This is a genomic window from Chitinophaga sp. HK235 (genome assembly GCF_018255755.1).
GTDB lineage: Bacteria > Bacteroidota > Bacteroidia > Chitinophagales > Chitinophagaceae > Chitinophaga.
In genome coordinates this window covers 5903137-5919687 of the sequence record NZ_CP073766.1, presented here as the reverse complement: position 1 = coordinate 5919687, position 16551 = coordinate 5903137, and the positions used below count along the sequence as shown (strand labels likewise).

The window sequence follows — 16551 nt, the reverse complement described above, 5'->3', positions numbered from 1 at the left end:
ACTACTTTTCATATGAACGATACCTGTACACCAATCAGGAAAAAATGGATAGTCCGGTTTACAGCGCAGCAGTGTGTCGAGTGAAGCAAGAGGAACGGGAGAGATGCAATCTGCTACAACAATAGCCCAGGACTTTAGTCCTGGGACCAAATGAAAAAGGGACCAATCATCATGAAGCTGATTGGTCCCTTTCCTGCGGTGAGGGAGGGATTCGAACCCTCGGTACAGTTTAACCCGTACGACGGTTTAGCAAACCGTTCCTTTCGGCCACTCAGGCACCTCACCGTGTATATCCCTGAAGGGGTTGCAAAAATAGGAAAAGTTTTATATTCACCAAAAGCATTTTCATTTTTTTTAGATTTTTTTTTTGAAAAAACGAGTTTCAGGAGGGGGAGTGGAACAGGCGAAAGCGGATCTGCGTGGCCTTTCATACTGTATCAGCAACGAATAAAACTCTTTCTGGAAAAGGGTTTGCTGAGTAGTACCCAATAATTTAAATCTGCCGCCGATCTTTTCTAATTTTAAATTGCCGGGGCCTTCCAGCTTTTTCATTTTTTTTATAGGGCATTATTTAAAAAAGGATTTTCCCGGGGAAAATGGTGCTGCTATCATAGGCCAACCGGTAAATATGAGGATATTCCCGGAGATACAGGCTCGTCTTTGTAGTGCGGTTTACCTGCTTCTCCAGCTCTGTAACCATACAGTTCGAGCTGTTTTTTATCGTGTGTGGTAAAACGGACGATTATATTTTCGGTCGCACCACCTCGATGAGTACGATATATCCCGCCTTCAATGGTCCCTACTGTTGCCACGCCTTGTTCTGCAAACAGTTTTTCTTCCCGCTGGCTGCTGATACGATAAAAGACCACGCTGACAAACAATAGCAGCGGCTAAATGATGATGCGAATGTTCATGGAAAGGGTTTAAGCCGGCATAAAATATAAAAATAAAAAAGTAATGCCGTCCTGTAGAGGAACGGCATTACATAAATAGGTCATGGGGATTGGCTTTACATAGCAGCCAGCTGTACTTTTTGCTGTAATTCGATGACGCTGTCACGGAAATTATTATCGGTGTCCATCAGGTCTTTTACGGTCTGACAGCTGTGGATCACGGTAGTATGGTCCCTTCCGCCGAAGTGTTCTCCGATGGTTTTCAGGGAATTTTTTGTAAATGATTTAGCCAGGTACATGGTTATCTGTCTCGCCTGTACGATTTCGCGTTTGCGTGTTTTCTGCAGCAGTTTATCGTATGGTACATCAAAGTATTCGCAGACCATTTTCTGAATACTTTCGATGGTGATTTCTTTGGAAGAAGTTTTGACGAAAGACTTCAGTACTCTTTTAGCGAGTTCCAGATCAATCTCTTTGCGGTTCAGGGAAGACTGCGCCAGCAGGGAGATGAGGGCACCTTCAAGTTCACGTACGTTAGTCTGGATATTATAGGCCACGTATTTCACTACTTCCTTGGGCATTTCCAGTCCATCGTTTCTCATTTTGAGTTCCAGAATTTCCATTCTGGTTTCAAAATCAGGGATCTGGATATCAGCGCTGAGGCCCCAGCGGAAGCGGCTCAACAGGCGTTCCTGCACACCGTCCAGGTCTTTGGGTGCTTTATCGGAAGTAAGGATCAGTTGTTTGCCGGATTGATGCAGATGGTTGAAGATCGCGAAAAACGCGTCCTGTGTTTTTTCTGCGCGGGCAAAGAACTGGATGTCATCTACGATCAGTACATCTATCAGTTGATAGAAGTGAATGAAATCGTTGATGATATTATTTTTAGAGTGATCAATAAACTGATTGATAAATTTTTCCGCGCTCACATACAGTACAGCCTTATTCGGATGAATACGCTTTACTTCATTGCCCACGGCCTGTGCGAGGTGTGTCTTTCCTAATCCTACACCACCGTAAATAACGAGTGGGTTGAAGGAAGTACCACCTGGTTTTTCCGCCACCGTTTTTCCTGCACGGCGTGCCACACGATTACAATCTCCTTCAATATACGCGTCAAACGTATAGTTGGGATTCAGCTGCGAATCGATCTGTACCCGTTTGATACCAGGGATTACAAAAGGATTCTTAACCGGATTATGTATTGTTAGCGGGAAGTCAACCTCATTATCTTTCTGGGGTTTGACAAACTGCGTCGGCATATTGACCGTTCTGGGATGCTGATGTGGTGTACCGTTCTCTACTACAATGCGGTATTCCAACCGGGCTTCTTTACCTAATTCTCTTTTAATTGTTTTCCCTAACAATCCCACATAATGCTCTTCAAGATATTCATAAAAGAATTGGCTGGGGACCTGGATGGTTAAAACATTGTTTTCAAGTTTAATGGGCTTAATAGGTTCAAACCAAGTTTTAAACGGCTGCCATTCCACAATATCCCTAATTATATTAAGACACCTTTCCCAAACTTGTTCGCAAGTTTTATTCATTGAGATAAAAAAAATTAGTTGTTTCTTAATTAAGGATGCTGCTTAGTTCTCGAATTCTAAATTCCTCAACGCAGGATGTTGAAAAATTTTCAGACAGGACGACGAATATCTGTAGAAAATGTTGAAAAAAAAAATTTATCTACCCTTGTTTATATTCTCCGGACAACAGTGTGTCAATACTGTGCCATGCCCTGCTGCCAGTGCTTTACAGCACTAACGTTGCACGATTTTAAGTACCATAAATACTGTTGATTAGCAACATCTTTGCCTCTCTCATTGTCCTCTTTATCATAAATATGGATATATAACTGATAAAATAATATCGCACCTTCTCATCGCAAAAAAATCAAGCACAGAAAACAGGTGAGATATTCACAATTTTTTCTGCGAGGGTGCAAAACTATGTTAGTATCTCCATTTAAAAAAATGTGTTTGTAATTAGTTATTACCAGATAATTTTTTTACATATCCCGCGCAGGGTTTAAATAAAAAATATTTGCCCGCACTTGGCTGAATGCTGTATCTTTGATCCTTCTGAATTTTAAATTAAATTTTTATGAGTTTTGAAATTACCGGAAAGCTGATTGTGAAGTACAACACGGTACAACGCAGCGAAACTTTTAAAACAAGAGAGTTCGTTATCGAGAAATCCGATGATATCAATGGCCGTGTTATCAACAACTATATCAAATTCCAGTCCGTACAGGACCGTACAGGTATCGTTGACCGGTTCAATGAAGGTGAAAACGTTAAAGTTTATTTCAATATCAAAGGCACCAGATGGGAAAAAGATGGTAAAGTTAACTACATCACCAACCTGGACGCATGGCGTATGGAATCTGTAATGGCTGCTCCCGCTGGTGCAGACCCAATGCCTAACTACAATGCACCGCAAATGCCCGCTGGTGGCAACGATGGTGGCGACGATCTGCCGTTTTAATCCATCCCGGAATAACACCTTATTGCCAAGAGCTTAGCGTATAATGATATGATATACATTATCCGCTAAGCTCTTCGTTATAGGCCAACCATGCAAAATTTATAATTTATAACTCTTTTTAGGATAACTCCCTAACTAGTTTTTTCATGCAACAACAAATCTCTCTGAAGCTGACGCCAGCCGATGCAGCTCATCCGTCCCATATCACAACAGCGGCCGCTGCCGCACTTGGTGTCAAACCCAATTCCATCACCGGCTACCACCTGCTCAAACGCTCTATAGACGCACGCTCCAGACAGGTCTATTTCATCCTTACCCTGCTCGTATTTGTCAATGAACCTTTCCATGAAAGAGTTCATGCACACCCGGTGTATCAACAACTCCCGGCCAATGCACCCTGCGTCATCATCGCCGGAGCAGGCCCCGCCGGCCTCTTCGCCGCATTACGCCTCATCGAGGTAGGTATTAAACCTATCATCCTCGAACGCGGAAAAGATGTACGCGCCCGCCGCCGAGACCTCGCCTCTCTTAATAAAACCGGTATCGTCAACCCCGAATCCAACTACTGCTTCGGAGAAGGCGGCGCCGGCACCTATTCCGACGGCAAACTATACACCCGTTCTAACAAACGCGGCGATATCAACCGCATCCTCAATATCTTCGTTCACTTCGGTGCCGAAGAAAAAATCATGATCGATGCCCATCCCCACATCGGTACCAATAAACTCCCGCATATCATCACCGCTATGCGCGAACAGATCATCGCTGCAGGCGGAGAAGTCCACTTCGAACAAAAAGTTAGCAGCCTGCTTATACACAACAGCACTGTCACCGGCGTACAAACCGCCACCGGCCAGACTTTCGAAGCTAAGCAGGTAATCCTCGCCACCGGCCACTCTGCCAGGGATATATTTATCATGCTACATCAGCAAAACATCCTGCTCGAAGCCAAACCCTTCGCCCTCGGCGTCAGGGTAGAACACCCGCAGGAACTGATAGACAGCGCTCAATACCATTGCGACCTCCGTGGAGAATACCTTCCTCCTGCCAGCTATAGCCTGGTGGAACAAGTGGAAGGCCGCGGTGTATTCTCTTTCTGTATGTGCCCCGGCGGTATCATCGCCCCTGCAGCTACAGATCCCGGTGAACTGGTTGTCAACGGCTGGTCACCTTCCAAACGCAACAACCCCTTCGCCAACTCCGGTATGGTGGTCACTGTAGATGAATCCGATTTCGCCCCGTTTGCCCACCATGGCCCGCTTGCAGCCATGTATTACCAGCAGGCCGTAGAAAAACAGGCCTTCATCGCCGGTGGTGGACTGTTTGTAGCTCCCGCACAACGCATGACAGATTTCGTTAAGGGAAAAATATCTTCCTCCCTGCCCGAATGTTCCTACCTGCCCGGCGTCAACAGCACGGACCTGCGCACCGTATTGCCCGCAGCTGTACACCAGCGGCTGGCAGGCGCTTTCAAAGCATTCGGCCGGAAAATAAAAGGATACTATTCCGACAACGCTATCCTCGTTGCCACCGAATCACGTACCTCTTCACCAGTGCGGATTCCCCGCGACAACGATACCCTCGAACATCCGCAGCTGGCAGGACTCTATCCCTGCGGAGAAGGTGCCGGATATGCCGGCGGTATCGTGTCTGCCGCCATGGATGGGGAACGCGTAGCCAATATGATCGCTGATAAACTTCAGTAAAATCATCTCCTCCGGAATGATCCATTATTCATGATTAATTGTTATTTTTTCATCATGAATCTACTTGAAGTAAGAAACCTGAAAAAATACTATGCCACGCACAAAGCAGTAGATGACATCAGCTTTGATATTCAGCAAGGCAGTATTTTCGGCCTTCTTGGCCCTAACGGAGCGGGAAAAACAACACTGCTGCGCATGATCACCGGTATCTTCTATCCCGATGAGGGCACGATCCGGCTCAACGGCCAGCAGTACGACCCGCAACGCGATATTCACCTCATCGGCTACATGCCCGAAGAAAGAGGACTGTACAAAAAAATGAAAGTCGGCGAGCAAACGCTCTACCTCGCCCGCCTCAAAGGCCTCAGCGAAAAAGAAGCCATGCAGAAAATCAGGTTCTGGTTCGATAAGTTCGATATCAATTCCTGGTGGAACAAACGCGTGGACGAACTCAGTAAAGGCATGCAACAAAAGGTGCAGTTTATCTCTACCATCATGCATGATCCTAAACTGCTCATCCTCGACGAACCCTTCTCCGGCCTGGATCCCATCAACTCCAACCTGATCAAACAGGAAATCTTTAACCTCAGTCAGCAAGGTACTACCATCATCTTCTCCACCCATCGTATGGAACAGGTGGAAGAAATCTGTGATCATATCATGCTGGTCAACAAAGGCCATAAAATACTGGATGGCAGCGTCAAACAAATCAAACAGGACTTCAAGCAGGGCCTTTTCCGTATAGGCCTTGGCGTAATGCCCAATGCTGCCCAGATGGCTACCTACCATTTCAAAATCGTGGAAATACACGAAAATGAAAAAGCCTTCACGGTAAAAATGAATGAAGACAGCAGCACCAACGATATACTCCTGCACTTCATCCATCAAAACATCCCTGTCACCTATTTTGAAGAAATCTTACCTTCTATCAACGAAGTATTCATCACCCAGGTACAACAAACGGAAAATGCCCCCGCAACGGAGCAGCAACCTGCCTGATCATCCTGACTTACAACTATGAATAAAATCTGGCTTATCATAAAAAGGGAATTCCTTACCCGTGTCCGCAAACGGTCTTTTCTGGTGGTAACATTACTGGTGCCAGTGGCCTTTGGCGCAATGATCATTATCCCCATCCTGATGGCCCTCGGGGGCAACGAGAGCAAACAGATTGCCGTGATCGATGAAAGCGGTATTTTCTCCAACAACATGCCCGATAAACAGGGCGTATATTTTAAATTCCTGCCGGGTGCCAATCTCGACAGCCTCAAACTGCACTACGAAGAAAAAGGCTATTCCGGCATTCTGTACATACCCAATATTGATATCAACCGGCCCGCCGGTTTAACCTACTTCAGCAAAGGACAAGCCGGTATCTCCCTCGAAACCGGCATCAACAGCGACATCAACCGCGCCATCGAAAAAAAGCGCATGGAGCTGGAAGGAATCGACAGGGCCAAACTGGATGCTATCCGCTCCAACGTCTCTGTAGAATTTAAAAGCGGCGATGATGAAAAGAAAGGCAATGCCTGGGTGGCCTACGGAGTAGGATACGCCAGCGGTTTCATTATCTACATTGTATTGCTGCTCTTCGGCACCTCGGTGATGCGTGGTGTGATGGAAGAAAAAGTAAGCCGCATCGCGGAAGTAATGATCTCCAGCGTAAAACCCTTTCAGCTGATGATGGGTAAAATCGTTGGTATTGCGGCCGTAGGGCTGCTGCAGTTCCTGATATGGGGGCTGCTGATCAGTGTGATCTATGCGCTGATTCCGCTGTTCATTTCTCCCGAAAGCATACAGGCTGCCAGTCAGGGTGGTATGATGGCCCAGAACAATAATGCAGAAGCTGCAGAAGCTTTCCGCCGTATCTCAGACGTGGTAGGCAGTATCAACTGGAGCCTGCTGCTGTCCTGCTTTCTGTTTTATTTCCTCGGTGGTTATCTTTTCTACTCTTCATTGTTTGCTGCCATCGGCAGTCTGGCCAATGAAGATGCCAGCGATGTTCAACAGCTTACTTTCCCTATCACCGTACCAATCATCATTGGTATTATGATCATGATGAAAGCAGTACACGATCCGGGCAGCTCGCTGGCTGTATGGGGCAGTATCATTCCTTTCACCTCACCGATGGTGATGATGGCACGTCTGCCTTATGGCGTTCCAGGTACCGTTCCTTACTGGCAGCTGGTCCTGTCGATGGTATCTCTGATAGGTGGTTTTATTTTCACTACCTGGGCCGCCGGCAAAATATACCGTACCGGCATCCTGCTGTATGGTAAAAAAGTGACGCTGAAAGAAGCGCTGAGGTGGATTGTAAAGAAAGGATAAATGAAGATTTTTTTATTTAGGCATTTTTTTATTTAGGCATTTAAATAAAAAAATGTCTAAATAAAAAAATACCTAAATATGGTTGGTTCCCAGATGACGGCGGACAGCTTCAAACTCTGCCCAGATCTGCTTTACCACCTCGCCTGCCGGCATTATCTCATGTATGAGTGCACTCACCTGGCCAATTTCCAGTTCACCTTCTTCCATGTTGCCTTCAAACATACCTGCTTTGGCGCGGGCGCGTCCCAGCAGCGTTTGTAATGCGTTGATATCGGCGCCTTTATCTTCTGCTGTCCTCACCGCTTCATAGAAATGATTTTTTATCAGCCGTACCGGTGTGAGTTTTTTCAGACTGAGCATGGTATCGCCTTCTTTGGCGTTGACCACTGCCTGTTTGAAATTGATATGGGAAGAAGCTTCAGGGGTAGCTACAAAACGGCTGCCTATCTGCACAGCGGAGGCTCCCAGCGCAAAAGCCGCTGCCATAGCCTTTCCGGAGCCGATGCCTCCTGCAGCGATCACGGGTATCTTCACTTTTTCACATACTGCCGGCACCAGTACCATGGTAGTAGTCTCTTCCCGGCCATTATGTCCGCCGGCCTCGAAACCTTCGGCTACCACGGCATCTACGCCTGCCGCTTCACTCTTTAATGCAAAAGCGGAACTGGACACTACATGCACCACCTTTACACCAGCGGCTTTCAGCACCGGTGTCCAGGTTTTGGGATTGCCGGCAGAGGTAAACACTACCTGCACCTTCTCTTCCAGAATGATGTTGATCAGTTGGTCAATGTCAGGATATAACAGTGGCACGTTCACGCCAAATGGCTTGTTGGTGGCTTCCTTACAGCGTTGAATATGATGCTTCAGCACATCAGGGTACATGCTGCCTGCACCTATGAGACCCAGACCGCCGGCATTGCTCACGGCACTGGCTAAACGCCATCCGCTGGCCCATACCATGCCCGCCTGGACGATCGGATACTGTATCCCAAATAAAGTGGTAATCGGGTTCATGCAACGAATATAAGGCGAAAAGCCTTACAACCGGCTCACCCCAGATCGATCTCTGTATTGTCGCCTATATTCAGGCTCTGGCTGAGTCCTCTGATGTTGGCATCACTGCCTATCAGCGAAGATTTAAGCACCACTTCATACAGATTGCTGAAAGAACCGATGATGGAGTCTTTTACGATGGAGTAGTTAATAACGGTATTATCGCCTACGGCCACATTAGGACCGATGATAGAGTTCTTGATATTACATCCTTCTCCTATACTTACCGGTGGTATAATGATAGTGTTCTCATAAGGCAACACCGGATTATTGGCCAGTTTGTATTTTTTGAGGAGAATGGCATTGGTTTCCAGCAGTGTGTCTTTACGACCGCAGTCAAACCAGTTGATCACCTTGAATGAATTAAAACGTACACCACGTTCGATCATACATTCCAGTGCATCGGTCAGCTGATACTCATCATGTGACTTGATATGATTGTCAACATTAGCCTGCAGGCAATCATACAACTGTTTGCTTTCTTTTATTTTGTAGAGACCTACCAGGGCAAGATTGGATTTAGGTATCTGGGGTTTTTCTATTACACGGGTAATATGTGCGTTCTCGTCTATTTCCGCCACACCGAAGTTGCGCGGATCATCTACTTTTTTCAGACCCAATATAGAATAAGGAGCAGCAATGACTTCCTTGAAATCACATTCGCAGATAGTGTCTCCCAATACAATCAGCACTTCATCTTCACCCACTACTTCGCGGGTCAGTAATATGGCATGTCCGGTACCTTCCCTGCTGTTCTGCTGCACAAAGTGACAAGTCAGCTGCGGATATTTTTTTTCTACGTAGTGCTGGATTTTTTCACCCAGATAACCTACAACAAAAACAAATTCCGAAATGCCTGCTTCCACCAACTGATCCACAATGATACTCAATATGGTTCTGCCAGCTAAAGGAATCAATGCTTTGGGTTGTGTATATGTATGTGGCCTGAGTTTAGTGCCTGCACCTGCCACAGGTATTATTGCCTTCATGTACGTTGTAGTTAGGATAAGCTCCGAATGCCGCGAAAATAGAACAAATTATGAAGATTTACGGATTTTGACTTTTTACTGGTTTTATGTGTTTTAAAATTCAAAAAAGTCAAAATCCGTAAATCTCATAATTGCATTTCATCGGGCTTTATTCTAAATTTGCAGCAAATTTTTAGGCATCATGCAAAGAGACCAGCAAATATTTGATATTATCCGCCAGGAATTGGAGCGTCAGCGCCATGGCATTGAGTTGATCGCATCTGAGAACTTTACCAGCTTGCAGGTGATGCAGGCAATGGGTAATGTAATGACGAATAAATATGCCGAAGGATACCCTGGCAAAAGATACTACGCAGGCTGCGAAATAGTAGACCAAAGCGAACAGCTGGCTATTGACAGGGCCAAACAAATATTTGGTGCGGCATATGCCAACGTGCAGCCTCACTCCGGCGCACAGGCCAATGCAGCTGTGATGCTGGCAATCCTGCAGCCAGGCGACAAAATCCTCGGCCTCGACCTGAGCATGGGCGGACACCTTACACACGGTTCTGCAGTAAACTACTCCGGAAAGCTCTATGAGCCTCATTTCTATGGTGTTAACAGAGAAACAGGCCTCGTAGAATATGATAAAATGGAAGAAATCGCGCAGCGTGAAAAACCCAAACTGATCATTTGTGGTGCTTCTGCATACAGCCGCGACTGGGATTACAAACGTATCCGCGAAATCGCTGACCAGGTGGGTGCTTTCGTACTCGCTGACATCGCGCATCCTGCAGGCCTGATCGCCAAAGGACTGCTCAACTCTCCATTTGAACACTGTCATTTCGTTACCACTACCACCCACAAAACACTGCGTGGTCCTCGCGGTGGTATGATCATGATGGGCAAGGATTTTGAAAATCCATTCGGCCTGAAAACTCCGAAAGGCGAAATCCGTCTCATGAGCTCCCTCATCGATACCGCTGTATTCCCCGGTATCCAGGGCGGTCCGCTCGAACACGTGATCGCTGCCAAAGCCGTGTCTTTCTTCGAAATTCTGTCTGACGAATACGATGTATACGCCAAACAGATCCTGAAAAATGCACAGTCTATGGCGAAAAGCTTCGTGGACAGAGGTTACCAGATCATCAGCGGTGGTACTGATAACCACCTGATGCTCATCGACCTGCGCAATAAAAATATCTCCGGTAAAAAAGCCGAACAAACACTGGTGAAAGCAGAAATCACCGCCAACAAAAACATGGTGCCGTTTGATGATAAATCTGCCTTCATCACTTCCGGTATCCGCGTAGGTGTGCCTGCTATCACTACCCGCGGCCTCAAAGAAGGTCATATGGAACAGATCGTTGACTGGATCGACCAGCTGCTCCTGGATGCCGACAATGAAGCCCTCATCGCTAAAATCAAAGGCGAAGTAAATGGCTTCATGCAGCAATTCCCACTGTATCCTGAAATGTAAGACTGCTGCGCCTTCGGTGCAGTGACATATATTTTTTTAAGCGGTTGTCTTCTGTAAGACAACCGCTTTCTTTTTATAGCGTATGTTCCGGTCTCTCTGGAAATATAGGCGCGGTCTTTAATTCCAATTGGTTGGCCTCATCTTACCAATACCCGATAGGTACCATTCACAACCCCACCGAACTCCCTGCTTCTTACCGCTGATTGATAAAACCAGCCATAGACATGGTTGAGGCCTCTGTCTTTTTATTATTTTTTTTTCTTCTGATACTGAATGATTTAGGTAGATGTCCAACATTCCTCCCAAAAATTTTTTTTGATTTTTCAGAAGAAGCTGTACTTTTATAGTGTACTAGTTAAGTAGTACACTAAAACACGAATCAAATTATGATTACCATCCAATCCCTGAAATTCAGCTACCGCCCAAACAGGCCCCTGTTCGAGGATCTCAACCTCCACCTGGAAGCTGGTCATATATATGGCCTGCTCGGTAAAAACGGCGCCGGCAAATCCACGCTGCTCAAACAGATAGCCGGATTGTTATTCCCGGACGGGGGAACCTGTAAGGTCTTAGGTTATACATCTGCCCAAAGGCAACCCGCCTTCCTCCGGGAAATATTCCTGGTACCGGAAGAGTTCTTCCTGCCCAAGGTCAGCATCCACACTTATTTGAAATCTTATGCTCCTTTTTATCCCCGCTTCGATGAACAGGCTTTCTACAGCTATCTCAAAGAGTTTGCGATACCACAGGATCAGCAGCTCACCAACATGTCTTACGGACAAAAGAAAAAAGTGATCATCAGTTTCGCCCTGGCCACCAACACTAAAGTGCTCATCATGGACGAACCGACCAACGGCCTGGACATCCCCTCCAAAAGCCAGTTCCGCAAAGTGATCGCAGCGGCTGTTACAGATGACAAATGTATCGTCATCTCTACCCACCAGGTAAGGGACCTCGACAATCTGATAGACAGCATCGTCATCATCGATGATCACAAAATCATCTTCAATCAAAGCGTCAGCAGCGTAACCGACAAGCTCAGCTTCAAACTGCTGGCCCAGCTCGACGACCGGCTGCCGGTATTGTACGCCGACAGCAACCTGCGCGGCCATGCCGTAGTCATGAAAAATGTGAATATGGAACAAAGCCGCATCGATATGGAACTGCTCTTTAACGCTATTCTCTCCAACCGTCAATCTATTCAGGAACTTTTTAACTAATTCATATGCAACCTAACAATGTACTGGACTTCCGCCGTCTGGGCTTTTATCTCCGGCAACATCTGCTGGCGTCCTGGAAATCGTACCTGCTGGGCACCCTCGTCATCTTTGGCATTATGCTGCTTTTCCCCGTATTCATACTGCTGACAGGCAACGCTCCCAAACGGATGACCGACATCATCGGCTTCTACTATATTGGACTTTTCTTTGCCGGAATGCTCTTTACCAGCCTGTCCTTCAGCGACTTCAGCAACAAGGAAAAAGGGGTACACTTTCTCCTGTTGCCAGCCTCCCTGTTTGAAAAATATATCACCATGTTTCTCATTACCAGTATAGGCTTCCTGCTGGTTTACCACCTCTGTTCATCTATTGGTTTTTTCGCCATCGATAATGTGGTACGCTCTAAAACCGGGATAGGACTGGTACGCAACTGGGAATTCTTCAGCACCCAAAACGGAGGGGTATATTTTTACTACGGATACATTTTCCTCCATGCCGTATTTCTGCTGGGAGCAGTCTCTTTTCAGCGACTGGCTTTCTTCAAAACATTTGTCACTACGTTGCTGATTCTGGGCAGTCTGTATCTCCTCAACACTCTTTTTGTTTGGATACTCTTTGGTAACAAAATGTACTATCCTTTCCATCAGGTGCCATTCCTCCTGGTAGTGACAAAAGGTGGAGTATACAATAGCGAGATGTTTATCATCTCAGAAAAGATGATTAAAAGCTATGCCTTCATTGCCGAGTATGTACTGGCCCCTGTTCTGTGGACCATCGCCTATTTCCGGTTAAAAGACAAGGAAATTTAAAATTTTCATGAGATGGAATTTAAAGATTCACAAGCCATTTATCTGCAGATTGCAGACTATATATGCGAACAGGTGCTGCTCAACAAATGGCAACCGGAAGAACGCATCCCCTCAGTAAGGGAACTGGCCGTTGCCCTGGAAGTCAACCCCAACACCGTAATGCGCACCTGTGAGCTGCTACAGCAGCAGGAAATTATCTACAACAAAAGGGGTATCGGTTACTTCATCAGCAACGATGCCATCAAAAAAATCAGGCAGTTCAAGAAAGAGTCCTTTATCACCAATGAGCTGCCCAGCCTGTTTCGCAGCATGTATCTGCTGGACATCGATATGGACGAGCTAAAACCGTACTACGAAAAATTTAAAAAATCTAATTTCAAATAACATGAAAACTAGCAATAAATTATTCCTCGGCTTTTTAGGACTGGTCGTGTTATTGATGTTAAGTACCGATATCGTGCTGCGGGCCAATTACAGCAAGGGAATTTCCAATAACGGCAATCAACGGGAGGCAAACCAGTCCATCACTACCACCCTGCCACCCTTTAAAGTAGTACTTGTAAACACCGCCTCCGGTGCCCCTCAGCAGGATTCCATCAAAGAGATGGAAGTACGCCAGGGCAGCAACAGCAGCAGCACCACCACCGTCAGCAGTGTATGGGATAAAGGTTATCTCAACATCAGACAGGATGATAAATATGTGCTGACCACCCATACCGGCGACAAGGTACAATTCAGGAGCTCCGGTGATACCCTGTTTTTGCAGGTTTATAATTCAGGAGATATATACCTCACCGCCCCACAGATAGAACAGGTGATCGCTCCCACCTCCCATCTGCGTATACATGAAATGAAAGAGGACCGTTTGAGGATCATAACCGGACCACATGTAACAGCTTATATTAACGACAGCAAGATAGGTTCCCTGTCTTTTTCAGGCGGTCTTGAAAGCACGCTGGACATGGATGAAGCCACCCAGACAGACAGCCTGAAAATAAAGCTGGACAAGGCCAGCACACTTCGCTTAAGTGCATCCTACAAATATGGAGACATACAAGTCGACAGTTTAAGAGAAATGCATATTCATGGCAACAGCATTCAAAACATCAAACAAATAAAATAGACACAGCTTAGATATAACGTGAAAGCATATACGTTTTTACTATTTCATAACAGGGATGATTTTCCACTCGACCCTTTCATCACTAAAGTTAATCATAAATAAAAAAGCGTCCTGATGTTTATCAGGACGCTTTTATTTATGCAATTGTTTTTATCTGAACTGTGCAGCTAGATAAGCCATGGTGCCCATTCCTATCTCTATACTTCTTTCATCCACATCAAAAGTAGGTGTATGCACACCGGAAGTGATACCTTTTTCCACATTGCCGGTACCGAGTCGGAAGAAACAGGCTGGTACTATCTGTGAGTAGAAGGCAAAATCTTCTGCGCCCATTCTTAATTCGGTATCTTCTACCTGTTGTTTGCCGAGATACTCTTCTGCAAAACCACGTGCTTTAGCAGTAACCTCTTCATTATTATACAAGGTAGGATACCCAACCAGTATTTCGACATCTATTTCAGCCCCCAGGGATTCGGCAATACCCATCACCTGTTTGCGGATCAGCTCATGTGCTTTAAAACGCCAGGTTTCGTCCATTGCTCTGAAAGTGCCCATCAGCTTTACTTCGCTGGGGATTACGTTAGTTGTAAAACCACCATTGAAAGCGCAGATAGACAACACTGAAGGAGAGAAAGGATTGTTATTGCGGGAGATGATCTGCTGCAGGCTTACCACCAGTTGAGATGCCACGAGGATGGTATCCACGGTCAGGTGCGGCTGTGCGGCGTGACCGCCTTTACCTTTCACGGTGATGTAGATCTCGTCGGCGCTGGCCATGTATTTACCGGCGCAGAAACCCAGTTTACCGGTTTCCATGGTAGGCTGCACATGCAGGCCCAGGATAGCGTCGGGGCGCGGATTTTCCAGCGCTCCTTCTTCAATCATGATGCTGGCGCCGCCGGGATGTTTTTCTTCTCCGGGCTGAAACAGTATTTTGATAGTACCTTCCAGTTCGTCTTTCAGCTCATGTAATATTTTGGTAGCCCCCAGCACCACGGTGGTATGTACATCATGTCCGCAGGCATGCATCACGCCGTTGTTGACAGATTTGTAGGGTACATTATTGGCTTCTGTGATAGGGAGTGCATCAATATCGGCGCGCAGCGCGATCGTCTTGGATGCAGGATTTTTTCCTTCTATCAGTGCAATGATGCCGGTGCCGGCGACACCTGCCTTGTAGGGAACGCCGAATTTATCCAGCTGCTGCCGGATAAATTCGGAAGTATTATATTCCTGAAAAGATAATTCGGGATGGGAGTGAATATGCCGCCTGATCTCTACGAAGGCGGGGGCATAGGCTTTAGCCAGCTCTTTAATACGGTTCTTCATTTGATAGTTCTTTATCCGGTGACACGTTGATGATAGCCGGTACTACAAATACACCGCCAGAGAAGAGGCTGGATAATTTGTCGCGCAGTTCGGTGGCTTCTTCACGTGTTTTAAAATCGCCTACGCGTACTTTAAAATAGGGTGCCTGATAATCCATGTAAGTGCGGTAGTCGTTGTACAACTGCATTACACGGGCTTTGGCTTCATTGGCATCGCCGCGTTTGTTGGTGGAGATAACCTGCACCCGGAAGCCGGACTGACTGCGGACAGACAGGGTATTGATATAGATCTGTTTTCTGATCAATACGTCGAGACGCGGGTCTTTGGTCACTTTCACGGTTCCGTTGCCGGCCTGCGCATAGTCCTGCGCCATGGCCCAGCTACTTCCCAACAGGCAGCAAACCAGGATGAATAATTTTTGCATGAATACTGTATAATTAAGAATTAATAATCACTGTCAGCTGTAGCCACACCACCTTCCTTCACAATGTTGACACTGGCACTGGCGCCGATACGGGTAGCGCCGGCCTCAATCAGTTCCTTCGCAAAAGCAAAGGTACGAATACCTCCGGATGCTTTGATCTGTATGTTGTCCGGCAAATTGGCCCTCATCAGTTTTACGGCTTCCACGGTAGCGCCTTTTTCCGCATAACCGGTGGACGTTTTCACGAAATCCACGCCATACTTGCTGTAGAGCTGGCAACATTTAACGATCTCTTCTTCCAATAATATGCCACTTTCGATGATCACTTTGATCACTTTCTTCTTTTCCCGGACGATATACATCAGGTTGGCAATCTCTTTTTCCAGATATTCCCAGTCGTTGTTTTTAACAGCGGAGATATTGATGACCACGTCCAGTTCATCCACTCCGTCTACGATGGCGAGTACTGCCTCCGCCACTTTGGCTTCGATAGCGGAATAGCCGAAGGGGAAGCCGATAACGGTAGCCACTTTGGTATTGGTAGAACCCAGAAACTGTTTCGCCATTTTTACATACAGCGGTGGTACACAGGCAGCAGCAAAATCATATTCCACACACTGCATGCACAACGTTTTGATGTCTTCCAGGGTGGTGGTAGGCTTTAAGATGGTATGATCAATATATCGGTTAATCTTCATGACAAGTAGTATAAAATCGGAGCCAAA

16 protein-coding genes and 1 tRNA gene are annotated in these 16551 nt (G+C 46.3%); 9 read left to right on the top strand and 8 right to left on the bottom strand.

The window, feature by feature from the left end:
• Positions 1 to 196 precede the first annotated feature (196 nt).
• From KD145_RS22405 to dnaA, 3 genes are all read right to left on the bottom strand, one after another.
• Positions 197 to 285 (bottom strand) — tRNA-Ser (locus KD145_RS22405).
• A 323-nt stretch (positions 286 to 608) separates the two neighbouring features.
• Positions 609 to 869 (bottom strand): hypothetical protein, encoded by a 261-nt coding sequence (locus tag KD145_RS22400; protein WP_212001810.1) that lies wholly within the window; start codon positions 867 to 869, stop codon positions 609 to 611.
• Between the two features lie 140 nt (positions 870 to 1009).
• On the bottom strand, positions 1010 to 2443 hold the full coding sequence (dnaA, locus tag KD145_RS22395; protein WP_113615518.1) for a chromosomal replication initiator protein DnaA: 1434 nt from the start codon (positions 2441 to 2443) through the stop codon (positions 1010 to 1012).
• Between the two features lie 556 nt (positions 2444 to 2999).
• On the opposite strand from dnaA, the gene KD145_RS22390 reads away from it, so the two are divergent.
• The 4 genes from KD145_RS22390 (at position 3000) to KD145_RS22375 (ending at position 7417) form a co-directional block, all read left to right on the top strand.
• Positions 3000 to 3383, top strand: coding sequence for a DUF3127 domain-containing protein (locus KD145_RS22390; protein ID WP_212001808.1), 384 nt, complete (start codon positions 3000 to 3002; stop codon positions 3381 to 3383).
• Positions 3384 to 3529: 146 nt separating this feature from the next.
• A complete protein-coding gene (locus tag KD145_RS22385; protein ID WP_212001807.1) occupies positions 3530 to 5089 on the top strand; it encodes an NAD(P)/FAD-dependent oxidoreductase in 1560 nt (519 codons plus the stop codon).
• 54 nt (positions 5090 to 5143) lie between these two features.
• Entirely contained in the window at positions 5144 to 6088 is a 945-nt protein-coding gene (locus tag KD145_RS22380) for an ABC transporter ATP-binding protein (protein WP_212001806.1), read from the top strand.
• A gap of 18 nt (positions 6089 to 6106) precedes the next feature.
• Positions 6107 to 7417 carry an ABC transporter permease gene (locus KD145_RS22375; RefSeq protein WP_212001805.1) on the top strand — a complete coding sequence of 437 codons (1311 nt, stop codon included), beginning with the start codon at positions 6107 to 6109 and terminating at the stop codon, positions 7415 to 7417.
• Between the two features lie 72 nt (positions 7418 to 7489).
• On the opposite strand, the gene KD145_RS22370 is transcribed toward KD145_RS22375, so the two are convergent.
• Together KD145_RS22370 and KD145_RS22365 are read right to left on the bottom strand one after the other, a co-directional pair.
• Entirely contained in the window at positions 7490 to 8434 is a 945-nt protein-coding gene (locus tag KD145_RS22370; protein WP_212001804.1) for a nitronate monooxygenase family protein, read from the bottom strand.
• A 35-nt stretch (positions 8435 to 8469) separates the two neighbouring features.
• Positions 8470 to 9462 carry a sugar phosphate nucleotidyltransferase gene (locus KD145_RS22365; RefSeq protein WP_212001803.1) on the bottom strand — a complete coding sequence of 331 codons (993 nt, stop codon included), beginning with the start codon at positions 9460 to 9462 and terminating at the stop codon, positions 8470 to 8472.
• 181 nt (positions 9463 to 9643) lie between these two features.
• Here KD145_RS22365 and glyA point away from each other — a divergent pair, with 181 nt between their 5' ends.
• From glyA to KD145_RS22340, 5 genes are all read left to right on the top strand, one after another.
• A complete protein-coding gene (gene glyA / locus KD145_RS22360; RefSeq protein WP_212001802.1) occupies positions 9644 to 10921 on the top strand; it encodes a serine hydroxymethyltransferase in 1278 nt (425 codons plus the stop codon).
• Between the two features lie 386 nt (positions 10922 to 11307).
• A complete protein-coding gene (locus KD145_RS22355; protein ID WP_212001801.1) occupies positions 11308 to 12141 on the top strand; it encodes an ATP-binding cassette domain-containing protein in 834 nt (277 codons plus the stop codon).
• 5 nt (positions 12142 to 12146) lie between these two features.
• A complete protein-coding gene (locus tag KD145_RS22350) occupies positions 12147 to 12950 on the top strand; it encodes a hypothetical protein (RefSeq protein WP_212001798.1) in 804 nt (267 codons plus the stop codon).
• A 12-nt stretch (positions 12951 to 12962) separates the two neighbouring features.
• Positions 12963 to 13334 carry a GntR family transcriptional regulator gene (locus tag KD145_RS22345; RefSeq protein ID WP_212001797.1) on the top strand — a complete coding sequence of 124 codons (372 nt, stop codon included), beginning with the start codon at positions 12963 to 12965 and terminating at the stop codon, positions 13332 to 13334.
• A gap of 1 nt (position 13335) precedes the next feature.
• Positions 13336 to 14073: a hypothetical protein gene (locus KD145_RS22340; protein WP_212001796.1), complete on the top strand. Its 738-nt coding sequence runs from the start codon at positions 13336 to 13338 to the stop codon at positions 14071 to 14073.
• Positions 14074 to 14223: 150 nt separating this feature from the next.
• Here the strand turns inward: KD145_RS22340 and KD145_RS22335 are convergent, their stop codons facing one another.
• Genes KD145_RS22335 through deoC form a run of 3 tightly spaced genes read right to left on the bottom strand, consistent with a single transcriptional unit; the run spans position 14224 to position 16524 of the window.
• Positions 14224 to 15402: a M20 family metallopeptidase gene (locus KD145_RS22335; RefSeq protein WP_212001795.1), complete on the bottom strand. Its 1179-nt coding sequence runs from the start codon at positions 15400 to 15402 to the stop codon at positions 14224 to 14226.
• Positions 15386 to 15826 (bottom strand): SPOR domain-containing protein, encoded by a 441-nt coding sequence (locus KD145_RS22330; RefSeq protein ID WP_212001794.1) that lies wholly within the window; start codon positions 15824 to 15826, stop codon positions 15386 to 15388. Before KD145_RS22330 ends, KD145_RS22335 begins: the two co-directional genes overlap by 17 nt.
• Positions 15827 to 15846: 20 nt before the next feature.
• Positions 15847 to 16524: a deoxyribose-phosphate aldolase gene (gene deoC, locus KD145_RS22325; protein ID WP_212001793.1), complete on the bottom strand. Its 678-nt coding sequence runs from the start codon at positions 16522 to 16524 to the stop codon at positions 15847 to 15849.
• Positions 16525 to 16551: the final 27 nt, after the last annotated feature.

Bases quoted from the DNA above. Each gene is read 5' to 3' on its own strand.
- deoC (WP_212001793.1), bottom strand. From the start codon at position 16,524: ATGAAGATTAACCGATATATTGATCATACCATCTTAAAGCCTACCACC.
- KD145_RS22385 (WP_212001807.1), top strand. From the start codon at position 3,530: ATGCAACAACAAATCTCTCTGAAGCTGACGCCAGCCGATGCAGCTCAT.
- KD145_RS22345 (WP_212001797.1), top strand. From the start codon at position 12,963: ATGGAATTTAAAGATTCACAAGCCATTTATCTGCAGATTGCAGACTAT.
- KD145_RS22390 (WP_212001808.1), top strand. From the start codon at position 3,000: ATGAGTTTTGAAATTACCGGAAAGCTGATTGTGAAGTACAACACGGTA.
- dnaA (WP_113615518.1), bottom strand. From the start codon at position 2,443: ATGAATAAAACTTGCGAACAAGTTTGGGAAAGGTGTCTTAATATAATT.
- KD145_RS22350 (WP_212001798.1), top strand. From the start codon at position 12,147: ATGCAACCTAACAATGTACTGGACTTCCGCCGTCTGGGCTTTTATCTC.
- KD145_RS22375 (WP_212001805.1), top strand. From the start codon at position 6,107: ATGAATAAAATCTGGCTTATCATAAAAAGGGAATTCCTTACCCGTGTC.
- KD145_RS22380 (WP_212001806.1), top strand. From the start codon at position 5,144: ATGAATCTACTTGAAGTAAGAAACCTGAAAAAATACTATGCCACGCAC.
- KD145_RS22365 (WP_212001803.1), bottom strand. From the start codon at position 9,462: ATGAAGGCAATAATACCTGTGGCAGGTGCAGGCACTAAACTCAGGCCA.
- KD145_RS22340 (WP_212001796.1), top strand. From the start codon at position 13,336: ATGAAAACTAGCAATAAATTATTCCTCGGCTTTTTAGGACTGGTCGTG.
- KD145_RS22370 (WP_212001804.1), bottom strand. From the start codon at position 8,434: ATGAACCCGATTACCACTTTATTTGGGATACAGTATCCGATCGTCCAG.
- KD145_RS22330 (WP_212001794.1), bottom strand. From the start codon at position 15,826: ATGCAAAAATTATTCATCCTGGTTTGCTGCCTGTTGGGAAGTAGCTGG.
- glyA (WP_212001802.1), top strand. From the start codon at position 9,644: ATGCAAAGAGACCAGCAAATATTTGATATTATCCGCCAGGAATTGGAG.
- KD145_RS22355 (WP_212001801.1), top strand. From the start codon at position 11,308: ATGATTACCATCCAATCCCTGAAATTCAGCTACCGCCCAAACAGGCCC.
- KD145_RS22335 (WP_212001795.1), bottom strand. From the start codon at position 15,402: ATGAAGAACCGTATTAAAGAGCTGGCTAAAGCCTATGCCCCCGCCTTC.